The sequence below is a fragment of the Streptomyces sp. NPDC007189 genome (assembly GCF_040703635.1).
GTDB lineage: Bacteria > Actinomycetota > Actinomycetes > Streptomycetales > Streptomycetaceae > Streptomyces.
This window is the reverse complement of record NZ_JBEYEY010000023.1, coordinates 12,976-26,070: the sequence shown is the minus strand read 5'-3', so window position 1 is coordinate 26,070 and position 13,095 is coordinate 12,976. Positions and strand designations below refer to the sequence as shown.

Here is a 13,095-nt window from a genome sequence, read left to right as displayed (position 1 = left end):
CCATCCCTGCCTGGTCGAGCCGCCGACTGGTGGCCGGCCCGGGCCAGGAGATGTACGTCCGAGAAGGAGGAAATATGGAGTCCCAGGTGCGTGGCGGGACCAGATGGAAGCGGTTCGCTGTGGTCATGGTGCCCAGCGTCGCCGCGACGGCCGCGATAGGTGTCGCCCTCGCGCAGGGCGCTCTGGCCGCTTCGTTCAGCGTCTCCGGTCAGTCGTTCAAGGTGTCCGCCGACCAGCTCGTGGGCACCGGCTTCGAGCAGTACGGCGCCATCGACAGCGGTTACACGATGGACGGCCAGAAGACGGCTCACCCGGTGGCCGTCTCGGCGTTCAAGCACGCCGAGATCACCAACCTGTGCCAGTCCGTGGTCACCCCTGACGTGCCGGTCTTCGGCAGCGTCAGCCTGATCCTGCGGGCCGGCGGTGCGGGTCACGACAAGGTCCAGGCCGACAACATCTACATCGATGTCGCCGACCTGAACGCCGACGCGACCTTCAAGAACATCGACATCGGTGTTGCCGCCAAGGACGCCGGCAAGGGTCCGGGCATGAAGGGCGGCGGCGAGCAGGCCAACCCGTACGGCTTCGCCCAGCAGGCCGATTCGGCCACGCTGGACGGCGTCAAGCAGACGGCGTGGGCGACCACAGCGGGTACCTTCAAGCTCAGCGGTCTGCACATGTCGCTGTCGACGGGTACGCACGAGTGCTACTGAGCACAAGGTGAGGGGCGGGGGAGCCGGTGGCGCCCCCGCCCGTCCACTCTCCGGCCGTGTTTCACACGCGGCACACATCACCACCACAGCAACGCCGCACCAGGGAGCTGTTTTCCATGAGCGCCGAGACCTCTGCCGCCGCACCCGGCCAGTTCACCCGCCGGAGGCTGCAGTTCCGCGCCTGGCGGGGCACGCGTCCGTTCTGGGCCGGACTGTTCGTCATCCTCGGCGGCTTTCCGATCATGTACTTCCCGTACGCCCACCTCCAGTTCGGTCATCTCACGCTGGCGATGGCGACCACCGCGGGAGCCGGGTCCCTGATCATCGGCGTGCTGCTGATCGTCCTGGGCATCAGCCTCTGGTTCCAGAAGCACGTACGGGTCTTCGCCGGAGTGGCCGCGATCCTGCTCGCGCTGGTGTCCATCCCCGTGTCCAACTTCGGCGGCTTCGTGCTGGGCTTCCTCTTCGCCCTCATCGGCGGGGCGATGGCCGTGGCGTGGGCCCCCGGCGCGTCCGCGCAGCAGCCGCCGGCCGAGGCGGCGCCGGGCGAGGCCGGTGCCCCGCAGACCGCTCCGCTGCTCGACAAGCGCGTGGACGGCGGGTACGGGGCGAACGACCTGTCAGGAACGAGCCCGGCCAACGGGGCGAACGGGAGGCACAGTGCCGGCTGACGAGGTGACCCGCGGGACCGATGTGGACGGGTCCCGTGCGAGATCCGGTCCCCGCCACGCGGCGCCCAGAAAGCCGCTGTTCACCAGGTTCCACATGCCGGCCGGCAAGGCGATCGCCTCCGTGGCGATGCCGACGGCGGTGCTGATGGGCATGGGCTTCACGTCCTCCCTGGCCCTCGCGGCCGGCGGCGGCAGCCCGTCCCCGTCGACCACGGCCAAGAGCCTGACGGCGGACGAGTACAAGGACTGCGTCACGGCGCTGGACAGCTCCAAGGACGCCTCCGCCTCGCCCTCGCCGTCCGCCTCGAAGAGCGGTGACACGGCCACGCCGTCGCCCTCGGCGAGCGCCGACGCCAAGGACGCGAAGGACGCCAAGGACACCAAGTCCGGTGACACGGGCACGGCCTCTTCGCCGGATTCAGGTGCCGGCGACAAGGCCACGTCCAAGCCGACCGCGACCTCCGGCTCGTCCGGCTCGGGCTCGGGCTCGTCGTCCGGTTCCGGCGACGGCTCGGCCACGCCCACGCCGACCGCGTCCAAGAGCAGCGGCGGTCTGCTGGGCACCCTCGGCGACACGCTCGGCGGCATCCTGGGCGGCGGCAAGGACTCCAGTGGGTCCTCCGCGAGCCCGACGCCGTCCGCGACCCCCTCGGCGAGCGCGTCGTCCTCCTCGCCCTCCTCGTCGGCGTCCGGCTCGTCGTCCGGTTCCAAGCTCACCGACACGGTGAACGACACCGTCTCCAAGACCACCAAGACGGTCGGGGACACGGTGAAGAAGACCACCGACACGGTCTCCAAGACGGCCTCGGACGCCACCAAGGCCGTCAAGGACACGGCCGCGTCGGCCACGCCGAGCCCGTCGGCGAGCTCCAGCGCCTCGGCGGAGGACTGCCCGGCGGCCACCACCGACGAGGGCGGCGTCGACAACAAGGTGCCGGTCGCGGACGACCCGTGGTACCTGAGCGCCAGCTCACTGCTGCTCAAGGGCGCCGACTACCAGGGCATCGTCGAGGTGAAGACGGCCTCCGGCACCACCAAGAAGGTGCTGAAGTACGTCATCTCCGACGGCACGGACATCGGCGACCTGCACCAGACGGTGAACGACAAGCTCTCCGGCAAGACCTACCACGTGCAGGCGGCCAAGGGCTCGACGTCCACCATCCGGGGCGGCGCCACCACGATGTACACCCAGAGCATCTCGGGCAACCTGTTCGGTCTGATCCCGATGACGTTCACGCCCGACAGCCCGCCCCCGCTGAACCTCCCGCTGATCTACTTCACCAACGTCCACGTGGTGCAGGCGGCTCAGTTCGGCGGCAATCTGCACGTGCCCGGCATGCACGTGTACACGACCGACTGACCGGTCGCGCGAAGCCCGTTCGGGAGCCGCACACAGCTGAGGGCGCCCCCTGCTCCAGGGGGCGCCCTCAGCGCCGTACAGACCCTTGCGGCCGTACGAGACCCTTGCGGGGGCCGTCAGCCGGTCTGCGTGCCCAGGTGGTGGACGCGCAGCATGTTGGTGGTGCCGGGGACGCCGGGGGGCGAGCCGGCGGTGATGATGACCGTGTCGCCCGCGTCGAAGCGGTGCAGCTTGGCGATCTCCTGGTCGACGAGGTCGACCATCTCGTCCGTGCTGTTCACGAACGGCACGACGTGCGGCTCCACGCCCCAGCTCAGGGTGAGCTGGTTGCGGGTGGACTCATCGGTGGTGAACGCGATGATCGGCTGGGTCGCGCGGTAGCGGGAGAGCCGGCGCGCGGTGTCACCGGACTGGGTGAAGGCGATCAGGCCCCGGCCGCCGAGGAAGTCGGCGATCTCGGCGGCGGCACGGGCCACCGAACCGCCCTGGGTGCGCGGCTTCTTGCCCGGCACCAGCGGCTGCAGGCCCTTGGAGAGCAGCTCCTGCTCGGCGGCGGCGACGATCTTCGACATGGTCTTGACCGTCTCGACCGGGTAGGCGCCCACCGACGACTCGGCGCTCAGCATGACCGCGTCGGCGCCGTCCAGGATCGCGTTGGCCACGTCGGAGGCCTCGGCGCGGGTCGGGCGGGAGTTGGTGATCATCGACTCCATCATCTGGGTCGCCACGATCACCGGCTTGGCGTTGCGCCGGCACAGCTCGATCAGGCGCTTCTGCACCATGGGGACCTTCTCGAGCGGGTACTCGACGGCGAGGTCGCCGCGGGCGACCATCACACCGTCGAACGCCATCACGACGTCCTCCATGTTCTCCACCGCCTGCGGCTTCTCCACCTTGGCGATGACCGGGACCCGGCGGCCCTCCTCGTCCATGACGCGGTGCACGTCCTGGATGTCCTTGGCGTCCCGGACGAAGGACAGCGCGACCAGGTCGCAGCCCATGCGGAGGGCGAAGCGCAGGTCCTCGACGTCCTTGTCGCTCAGCGCGGGCACGTTGACGGCCGCGCCGGGCAGGTTGATGCCCTTGTGGTCGGAGACGACACCGCCCTCGATGACGATCGTCTTCACCCGGGGGCCCTCGACGTCCAGCACCTTCAGCTCGACGTTGCCGTCGTTGATCAGGACCTGGTCGCCGCGCGCGACGTCGCCCGGCAGCCCCTTGTACGTCGTACCGCAGATGTGCTTGTCGCCCGGGACGTCCTCAATGGTGATGACGAACTCGTCACCGCGCTCGAGTTCGACCGGACCCTCGGCGAAGGTCTCCAGGCGGATCTTCGGGCCCTGCAGGTCGGCGAGGACGCCGATGGGCCGGCCGGTCTCCTTGGAGGCGGCCCGGACGCGGTCGTACCGCGCCTGGTGCTCGGCGTGGGAGCCGTGACTGAAGTTGAACCGGGCCACGTTCATGCCCGCCTCGATCATGGCGACGAGCATCTCGTGGGAGTCGACCGCGGGGCCGAGAGTACAGACGATTTTCGAACGGCGCATGGGGCGATCCTATCGGTTTGTTTCGCTACGGAATATTCCGTCTGGCGGAAGATACAAATGAGTGGCGCACCGCTCAGGTGCTGCTATTCAGTTGTTCTTTCCGACCAGTGCGTAGGTCTGCGTCGCGATCTCCAGTTCTTCATCCGTCGGCACCACAGCGACCGCGACACGCGCATCGTCGGGAGAGATCAGCCTGGCCTCGTCCGCTCGCAGCGCGTTCCGGTCCGGGTCGACCGCCAGCCCAAGTCCCGCAAGGCCCGCGATCGCCGCCTCCCGTACGGGCGCCGCGTTCTCGCCGACGCCGGCGGTGAACGCGACCGCGTCCACCGTCCCGAGCACGGCGTAATAGGCGCCGATGTACTTCTTGATCCGGTGAATGTAAATGTCGAACGCGAGAGCGGCCTCCGCGTCCCCCTCGTCGATCCGGCGGCGGATCTCCCGCATGTCGTTGTCCCCGCACAGACCGAACAGACCGCTCCTCTTGTTGAGAAGAGTGTCGATCTCGTCCATGGACATATCCCCAACCCGGGCCAAATGGAAGATGACGGCCGGATCCACATCACCGGAGCGCGTACCCATCACCAGTCCCTCCAAAGGCGTCAGCCCCATGGAGGTGTCCACGCACCGGCCGCGCCGCACCGCCGACGCCGAGGCGCCGTTGCCCAGGTGCAGCACGATCACGTTGACCTCGGACGGGTCCTTGCCCAGCAGCCGGGCGGTCTCCCGCGAGACGTAGGCGTGCGAGGTGCCGTGGAAGCCGTAGCGGCGGATGCGGTACCGGTCGGCGATCTTCGGGTCGATCGCGTAGCGCGCCGCCGGCTCCGGCATCGTCGTGTGGAACGCGGTGTCGAACACGGCGACCTGGGGCAGGTCGGGGCGCATCCCCTGGGCGGTGCGGATGCCGGTCAGGTTGGCCGGGTTGTGCAGCGGGGCGACCGGGATCAGCCGCTCGATCTCGGTGAGCACGGCGTCGTCGATGACGGTCGGTTCGGTGAAGAACATGCCGCCGTGCACCACCCGGTGCCCGATCGCGGCCAGTTCCGGCGAGTCGAGGCCGAGGCCGTCCCGGCGCAGCTCCTCGGCGACGGCCTTCAGCGCGGCGTCGTGGTCGGCGATCGGCCCGGTCTGCTCGCGGGTGTCGCCGGTGGCGAGGCAGGTGTGCCTGAGCCGGGAGGTCTGCTCGCCGATGCGCTCGACCAGGCCGACGGCGAGCCGGCTTTCGTCGCGCATGTCGAGCAGCTGGTACTTCACCGACGAGGAGCCGGAGTTGAGGACGAGGACACGGGTCGCGGTCACGGTGATGAGGAAGCTCTCTGTGCTCAGTTGGCGGACGTCTGGGCCTGGATCGCCGTGATGGCGACGGTGTTGACGATGTCCTGGACGAGCGCGCCCCGGGACAGGTCGTTGACCGGCTTGCGCAGACCCTGCAGGACCGGCCCGACAGCGATCGCGCCGGCCGAGCGCTGCACGGCCTTGTAGGTGTTGTTGCCGGTGTTGAGGTCAGGGAAGATCAGCACGCTGGCCTGCCCCGCGACCTGCGAGCCGGGCAGCTTGGTGGCGGCCACGGACGGCTCCACGGCCGCGTCGTACTGGATCGGCCCCTCGATCTTCAGGTCCGGGCGGCGCGAGCGGGCCAGCTCGGTCGCCTCGCGCACCTTGTCGACGTCGGCGCCGGAACCGGAGGTGCCCGTGGAGTACGACAGCATCGCGATCCTCGGCTCCACACCGAACCGCGCGGCCGTGCCCGCCGACTGGATGGCGATGTCCGCGAGCGCTTGCGCGTTCGGGTCCGGGTTGACCGCGCAGTCGCCGTAGACCAGCACCTTGTCGGCCAGGCACATGAAGAAGACGGACGAGACGATCGACGACTCGGGCTTGGTCTTGATGATCTCGAAGGCCGGGCGGATGGTGGCCGCCGTGGAGTGCACCGACCCGGAGACCATGCCGTCGGCCAGGCCCTCCTGGACCATCAGGGTGCCGAAGTAGTTGACGTCCGAGACGACGTCGTAGGCCAGCTCGACCGTGACGCCCTTGTGCGCGCGCAGGGCCGCGTACTTCTCGGCGAAGGAGTCGCGCAGCTCGCTGGTGGCCGGGTCGATCAGCCGGGTGTCGCCCAGGTCGATGCCGAGGTCGGCGGCCTTCTTGCGGATCTGGTCCTCGGGGCCGAGCAGGGTCAGGTCGCACACACCCCGGCGCAGCAGCACCTCGGCCGCGTGCAGCACCCGCTCCTCGGTGCCCTCCGGGAGGACGACCCGGCGCTTGTCGGCGCGGGCCTGCTCCAGCAGCTTGTGCTCGAACATCATCGGGGTGACCCGGTCGGTGCTGGGGGCGCTCACCCGCGCGGCCAGGTCGGCGGTGTCGGCGTACCGCTCGAACAGGCCGAGCGCGGTCTCCGCCTTGCGCGGGGTGGCCGCGTTCAGCTTGCCCTCCAGCGAGAACAGCCGCTCGGCGGTGGGGAAGGAGTTGCCGGTCACCGAGAGCACCGGCGTGCCCGGGGCGAGCCGGGCGGCCAGGGTGAGGATCTCCTCGCTCGGCACCTCGTCCAGGGTCAGCAGCACGCCGGCGATCGGCGGGGTCCCGGCGCTGTGCGCGGCCAGCGAGCCGACGACCAGGTCGGCGCGGTCGCCCGGGGTCACCACCAGGCAGCCGGGGGTCAGGGCGGTGAGGAGGTTGGGCAGCATCGCGCCGCCGAAGACGAAGCCGAGGGCGTCGCGGGCGAGCCCGGAGTCGTCGCCGAGCAGCACCTTGGCGTCCAGGGCCTGGGCGATCTGGGAGACGGTCGGCGCGGACAGTGCGGGCTCGTCGGGGACGACGTAGCAGGGCACCGGCAGCCGGTCCACGAGCCGCCCGGCGATCTCGTCGCGGTCCTCGCGGGCCACCCGGTTGGTGACCATCGCCAGCACGTCGCAGCCCAGGCCGTCGTACGCCCGGTAGGCGTTGCGGGTCTCGGCGAGCACCGCCTCGGCGCTCTGCCCGCGGCCGCCCACCACCGGGATCACCGAGGCGGCGAACTCGTTGGCGAGGCGGGCGTTCAGGGACAGCTCGTCCGGCAGCTGGGTGTCGGCGAAGTCGGTGCCGAGGACGAGGACGACGTCGTAGTCGCGCGCCACCAGGTGGAAGCGGTCGACCAGCGCGGACACCAGCTCGTCGGCGCCCTGCTCGGCCTGGAGCGCGGACGCCTCCCGGTAGTCCATGCCGTAGACGGTGGCCGGGTCCTGCGCCAGGCGGTACCGGGCCCGCAGCAGCTCGAAGAGCCGGTCCGGGCCGTCGTGCACGAGCGGACGGAACACGCCCACCCGGTCGACCTGCCGGGTCAGGAGCTCCATGACCCCCAGCTCCACGACCTGGCGGCCGTCACCGCGGTCGATCCCGGTCACGTACACGCTGCGCGTCACGCGTCCACTCCGTTCCTCATGTCATCAGCCTGGTCTGTCCCGAAGGTCCCGTTCTTCGGCATAAAAATCGCCCACCGAGGTGAGCAGAACCCTCTTGACAATACCTCCGCCGCCGGATAAGGCGCCCGTCAAGTGACCCACTGCCCCGGTGGACGTGAAAGAATTGACACCGGCTCACCGGCATACGACAGCGAGCAGGAGACACAGCACGATGCGCATCGGAGTTCTCACCGCAGGCGGCGACTGCCCCGGCCTGAACGCCGTGATCCGGTCGGTCGTGCACCGGGCGGTCGCGCAGTACGGCGACGAGGTCATCGGCTTCGAGGACGGCTACCGGGGTCTGCTCGACCGGCACTACCGCACCCTCGACCTGGACGGGGTCAGCGGCATCCTGGCCCGCGGCGGCACCATCCTCGGCTCCTCCCGGCTCCAGCGCGACCGGCTGCGCGAGGCGTGCGAGGGCGCCGCCGACATGGTCGAGGAGTTCGGCATCGACGCGCTGATCCCGATCGGCGGCGAGGGCACGCTGACCGCGGCCCGCATGCTCTCCGACGCCGGTCTTCCGGTGGTCGGCGTGCCGAAGACCATCGACAACGACATCTCCTCCACCGACCGCACCTTCGGCTTCGACACCGCCGTGACCGTGGCCGCCGAGGCCATGGACCGCCTGAAGACCACCGCCGAGTCCCACCAGCGGGTGATGGTCGTCGAGGTCATGGGCCGGCACGCCGGCTGGATCGCCCTGGAGTCCGGCATGGCCGCCGGCGCCCACGGCATCTGCCTGCCCGAGCGCCCCTTCGACCCCGCCGACCTGGTCAAGATGGTCGAGGAGCGGTTCGCCCGCGGCAAGAAGTTCGCCGTCATCTGCGTCGCCGAGGGCGCCCACCCCGCCGAGGGCAGCATGGACTACGGCAAGGGCGAGATCGACCAGTACGGCCACGAGCGCTTCCAGGGCATCGGCACCGCCCTGGCGTACGAGCTGGAGCGGCGCCTGGGCAAGGAGGCCAAGCCGGTCATCCTCGGCCACGTCCAGCGCGGCGGCGTCCCCACCGCCTACGACCGCGTCCTCGCCACCCGCTTCGGCTGGCACGCCGTCGAGGCCGCGCACCGGGGCGACTTCGGGAGGATGACCGCGCTGCGCGGCACCGACATCGTGATGGTGCCGCTCGCGGAGGCGGTCACCGAGCTGAAGACCGTCCCGAAGGACCGCATGGACGAGGCCGAGTCGGTCTTCTAGGCAGTCCCGTCCGCCAGCTCCACCGCCGTCCAGAAGTTCTCCACGATCCGGTCGAGGAACTCCTTGCCGGACTCACTCGCACTCCTGCTGCCGCCACCCCAGCTGAGGGTGGCGGCCATGTGCCCCTGGTAGTCGTCGTAGAGCTGCTGCAGCACTCCCTCGAGGACGTCCGCCTCCAGGGGCACCAGCCTGCGCACCGGCCGCACATAGGCCTGCCAGCGGGTGGTCACCGCGCTGTGCAGCAGGTCGGCGAGCTTCGCCTCGCGGCCGGTGACGGCGACGAAGTCGGGCAGCGCGAGGTCCAGCACCCGCGCGAGCGCGGCCGACTGGCGCTCGTTGCCCCGCCACTGCCCGCTCTCCTCCATGCGCAGATAGCCGCGCAGGTCCATGCCGACGGCGCGGGCGACGTCCTCCGCCGCGACGGCCCGCGCGACGCGGTGCTCGCGCAGGGTCTGCGGCCGGCCGAGGAGTTCGCCCGGGGAACACCACAACACCCCGGCCAGCGCGGTCAGTTCCGGGTGGCTGGGGGTGACGGTGCCGCGTTCCCAGGCGATCACCAGATCGGGGGTCACATAGGGCAGCCCGTACGAGGCCCGCAGACCATAGGCGACGTGCTCGGGTCCCATGCCGAGCGCGGCGCGCAGCCTGCGGGCCGCCGGGGCGTTGAAGGGGGGAGCTGAGGGTTGGCGCACTCCGCACAAGCTAGGCGTGCCGTGACGGGATGGCTACGGTCGGTTCGGACAGGATCACGGCTTGTCGGAACGCACAGTTCCGGCCGTTCGGTATGCAACGGACGCATCACCCTTGAGGCGCCCCCCTTGACCGTCTCTCCGCGCAGCCCTCGACCGCCTCCCGCTCATCCCTTGACGGCCCCGCCGAGGGCGAAGCCGCCGCCCAGCCGCCGCGCCACCAGCACGTACAGCAGGATCACCGGAGTCGAGTAGATGACGGAGAAGGCGGCGAGCTGGCCGTACGCCACCATGCCCCGGTTGCCGAAGAAGTCGTTGATGCTGACCGAGGCCGGCATCTGGTCCGGGGTGAGAAGCAGCATGAACGGGACGAAGAAGTTCCCCCACATCATCACGAACGAGAACACCGTGACGACCGCGAGTCCCGGGCCCATCAGCGGCAGCACGATCCGCACCAGGGACTGCGCCGAGGACGCCCCGTCCGTCCAGGCCGCCTCCTCCAGCTCCTTCGGCACCCCGTCCATGAAGTTCTTCATCAGCCAGATGGCGAACGGCAGTTGGGAGGCCGCGAAGAACAGGATGGTGCCCTGCAGGGTGTCGATCAGGTTCACCCGCACGAACAGCGCGTACACCGGCACCATGATCGCGGTGATCGGCAGGCTCGTCGCGAACAGGATCGTCAGCAGGAACGGCCGGTTGAGCCGGGACCGGAACCGGGAGAGCGGATAGGCGGCGAGGGCCGCGCAGGCGACGGTCAGCGCGGTGGCGCCGCCGCACAGGACCAGGCTGTTGAGCAGCGGGGTGTAGGTGACGTCCGGGGTGAGGATCGCGTCGAAGTTGCCGAGGGTGACACCGTCCGGGACCCTCACCCGCAGGTCCGCGTGCGGATCCACGGAGGACAGCACCACCCAGGCCAGGGGCAGCGCGAAGGCGGCGGCGACCAGCAGCAGCGCCGCGTCGGCGGCCAGCCGCCGGGAGGTGCGTGCGCGGGCCATCAGACCTCCGTCCGCAGCAGCCGCAGGTACACCACGGAGAACAGGGCGCCGACGATCAGCAGGAGCAGGGCGACCGCGGTGCCGTACCCGATCATGCTGTTCTGGAAGGCCTGCTCGTACATGAACAGCGGCAGGGTCTGGCTCTTGTTCCCGGGGCCGCCCCGGGTCATCACCCAGATCAGCCCGAAGACGGACAGCGTCTGCAGGGTGTTGAGCATGAGGTTGGTGCCGATGGACCGCCGGATCATCGGCAGGGTGATGTGCCACATCCGCCGCCAGCCGCCGGCCCCGTCCACCTCGGCGGCCTCCGTGATCTCCGCCGGTATCTCGTCCAGCGCGGCGGAGTAGACGAGCATCGAGAACGCCGTGCCGCGCCAGACGTTGGCGAAGGACACCGCGAGGACGGGGAGCGTGAACAGCCAGTTCTGGCGCGGCAGATGGAGCCAGTCCAGGATCGCGTTCAGCGTGCCCTCGCGCCGGAAGAACGCGTACAGCAGGAACCCGGCGACCACCTCCGGCAGCACCCAGGCGGTGACGACGATCCCGCCGGTGAGCGTGCGCACCGGTTTCGACGCCCGTTTCATCAGCGCGGCCAGGGCGAGCCCCAGGGTGTTCTGCCCGACGAGCGAGGACAGCACGGTGAACACCAGGGTGAGCCATACGGCGTTCAGGAACGCGTCGTCGTGGAAGGCCCGCCGGAAGTTGGCGAACCCCACGAACGACGCGTGCGCCTGACCGGTCAGCTGGAGGTCGGTGAAGGCGATGTAGACGCAGTAGGCGATCGGACCGGCCAGGAAGAGCAGGATCAGCACCACGGCCGGGGTGAGGGGCAGGGCCCGGGTGATCCCGCGCCGGGCGTTCACTTCCGGACCACTTGGCCGCCGGTGACGTCCTTGAGCGTCGAGTCGTAGGTACGCGCCGCCTGCTGTGCGGACGCGTCGCCCGTGGTGACGCTCTCCATGGCCTCCTGGACGGCCGTCGACACCTTCGGGTACGCCGGGTACGCGGGCCGGTAGTGGGTGCTGGAGACCAGGTCGGTGAAGAACTTGATGCCGGGCTGGGCGGTGGCGTACGACGGGTCGGCGGCGACGTCCTTGCGGACCGAGATGCCGGAGTTGGCGATGTACCACTTCTTGGCGTTCGCCTCGGTCTGCAGGGTCTTGATGAAGTCGAAGGCGAGGTCGGGATGGCCGGCCTTGGCCGGGACGGCCCAGGTCCAGCCGCCGGACATGCTCACCTTGCCGGGCGCCTGCCCGTTCTGGGTGGGCATGTACGCCAGCCCCAGCTGCTTCGACCAGTCGGGCCACTCGTGTCCGCTGCCCGGCAGCCAGGCCTGCGGCAGCCAGGAGCCGTCGAGGTCGATGCCGAGTTTGCCCTGGGGGAGCAGCTCGCCGTTGACGGTGGTGGCGAAGTTGGGGTCGAGGGCGTCGGACACGTCCGGGCCCAGCTTCTCCTTGTAGACGGTCTCGACGAACTTCAGCGAGTCCGTGAACCCCTGGCTCCCCGCGATCCACTTCTTGCTGCCGCTGTCGTACAGCGGATCGCTCCTGCCGTCGCCGGTGCCGTACAGCAGCATCTCCATGCCCTGCATGGTGGCCCGCTCGCCCGCCGGCTTGCCGGTGTAGACGTTGAGCGGGGTGACGCCGGGGACCTTCCGCTTGATGGTGCGGGCGGCGGCGAGGATGTCGTTCCAGTTCCTCGGCTGCCAGTTCAGCGGCAGCCCGGCCTTCTTGAACACCCGCTTGTCGAACCACAGCCCGCGGGTGTCGGTCCCGTCCGGAACGCCGTACGTCTTCCCGTCCTCGCCCTGGGCGGCGGCCTTCGCGGTGCCGATGAACTCGCTCCAGTCGGGCCACTTGGCCAGATAGGAATCGAGCGGCTTCAGGTATCCGCTGGTGATGTCGGAGTTGATGAGGAAGGTGTCCTCGTAGACCAGGTCCGGCGCGGTCCTCGGGGAGCGCAGCATCTGCTGGAGCTTGGTGTAGTACTCGGAGTCCGGGGCCTTGATGGGCACGAACTGGACCTTCTTGCCCGGGTACTCCTTCTCGAAGTCCTTCTTGATCCCGGCGAGATAGGTGTCCATCACCTTGACCGAGTTGTCGGTCGACTGCTTGTAGGAGACCTTCACGGTGTTCGGGTCGCTGCCGGAGCCCGAGCCGCATGCGGTGAGCGCGCTTGCGGCGAGAGCGGCGGTCAGGAGGGCGGAGAGAGCGGCGGTGGGGCGCACGGGCATGACCTCCTGCGGGCGCACGTCGCGGTGGCCTTGGGTGGTTGCCGTGCGAAGGTAAGAGGAGTGGTCTAGTCAGGTCAATGCGTGTGCGCGGATTGGGCGATGCGGGTCGGCGGGGCCTGAAGCCAGCCTGGCGGACGGGCAGTTCGGCGGCGCCGGCGCGGGCGAGGCCGGCCTGGCCCGGCGGCTTCTGCGGGGACGTTGGCGCGAGTGAAGGCGGGACCGGTGGCTGTTCCACGCCGTGGCCGCACTCGAGGCGTG

The 13,095-nt window shown here is 69.9% G+C and carries 11 protein-coding genes; 4 read left to right on the top strand and 7 right to left on the bottom strand.

Annotation, left to right across the window (positions count from 1 at the left end):
- The first annotated feature begins 74 nt into the window (after positions 1 to 74).
- From AB0950_RS34800 to AB0950_RS34790, 3 genes are all read left to right on the top strand, one after another.
- Positions 75 to 713 (top strand): DUF6230 family protein, encoded by a 639-nt coding sequence (locus tag AB0950_RS34800; RefSeq protein ID WP_360155204.1) that lies wholly within the window; start codon positions 75 to 77, stop codon positions 711 to 713.
- Positions 714 to 829: 116 nt separating this feature from the next.
- Positions 830 to 1,384 (top strand): DUF6114 domain-containing protein, encoded by a 555-nt coding sequence (locus tag AB0950_RS34795; RefSeq protein ID WP_360155207.1) that lies wholly within the window; start codon positions 830 to 832, stop codon positions 1,382 to 1,384.
- A complete protein-coding gene (locus tag AB0950_RS34790; RefSeq protein WP_360574826.1) occupies positions 1,374 to 2,744 on the top strand; it encodes a hypothetical protein in 1,371 nt (456 codons plus the stop codon). Before AB0950_RS34795 ends, AB0950_RS34790 begins: the two co-directional genes overlap by 11 nt.
- Positions 2,745 to 2,860: 116 nt before the next feature.
- Here the strand turns inward: AB0950_RS34790 and pyk are convergent, their stop codons facing one another.
- The 3 genes from pyk to pta form a co-directional block, all read right to left on the bottom strand.
- The gene (pyk, locus tag AB0950_RS34785; RefSeq protein ID WP_360155212.1) at positions 2,861 to 4,288 is read right to left on the bottom strand and encodes a pyruvate kinase; all 1,428 of its coding nucleotides are present in this window, start codon (positions 4,286 to 4,288) and stop codon (positions 2,861 to 2,863) included.
- A gap of 87 nt (positions 4,289 to 4,375) precedes the next feature.
- Positions 4,376 to 5,584: an acetate kinase gene (locus AB0950_RS34780; RefSeq protein WP_360155215.1), complete on the bottom strand. Its 1,209-nt coding sequence runs from the start codon at positions 5,582 to 5,584 to the stop codon at positions 4,376 to 4,378.
- A 23-nt stretch (positions 5,585 to 5,607) separates the two neighbouring features.
- Entirely contained in the window at positions 5,608 to 7,683 is a 2,076-nt protein-coding gene (pta, locus tag AB0950_RS34775) for a phosphate acetyltransferase (RefSeq protein ID WP_360155218.1), read from the bottom strand.
- Between the two features lie 211 nt (positions 7,684 to 7,894).
- Between pta and AB0950_RS34770 the strand changes: the two genes are divergently transcribed.
- The gene (locus AB0950_RS34770; protein ID WP_360155221.1) at positions 7,895 to 8,920 is read left to right on the top strand and encodes an ATP-dependent 6-phosphofructokinase; all 1,026 of its coding nucleotides are present in this window, start codon (positions 7,895 to 7,897) and stop codon (positions 8,918 to 8,920) included.
- On the opposite strand, the gene AB0950_RS34765 is transcribed toward AB0950_RS34770, so the two are convergent.
- The 4 genes from AB0950_RS34765 to AB0950_RS34750 form a co-directional block, all read right to left on the bottom strand.
- Positions 8,917 to 9,612, bottom strand: coding sequence for a helix-turn-helix transcriptional regulator (locus AB0950_RS34765; protein WP_360574828.1), 696 nt, complete (start codon positions 9,610 to 9,612; stop codon positions 8,917 to 8,919). The two genes, AB0950_RS34770 and AB0950_RS34765, sit on opposite strands and share 4 nt — an antisense overlap.
- Positions 9,613 to 9,776: 164 nt before the next feature.
- The gene (locus tag AB0950_RS34760) at positions 9,777 to 10,604 is read right to left on the bottom strand and encodes a carbohydrate ABC transporter permease (RefSeq protein WP_360155227.1); all 828 of its coding nucleotides are present in this window, start codon (positions 10,602 to 10,604) and stop codon (positions 9,777 to 9,779) included.
- On the bottom strand, positions 10,604 to 11,467 hold the full coding sequence (locus AB0950_RS34755; protein ID WP_366780213.1) for a sugar ABC transporter permease: 864 nt from the start codon (positions 11,465 to 11,467) through the stop codon (positions 10,604 to 10,606). Before AB0950_RS34755 ends, AB0950_RS34760 begins: the two co-directional genes overlap by 1 nt.
- Positions 11,464 to 12,837 (bottom strand): extracellular solute-binding protein, encoded by a 1,374-nt coding sequence (locus AB0950_RS34750; RefSeq protein ID WP_360155233.1) that lies wholly within the window; start codon positions 12,835 to 12,837, stop codon positions 11,464 to 11,466. Before AB0950_RS34750 ends, AB0950_RS34755 begins: the two co-directional genes overlap by 4 nt.
- Positions 12,838 to 13,095 lie beyond the last annotated feature (258 nt).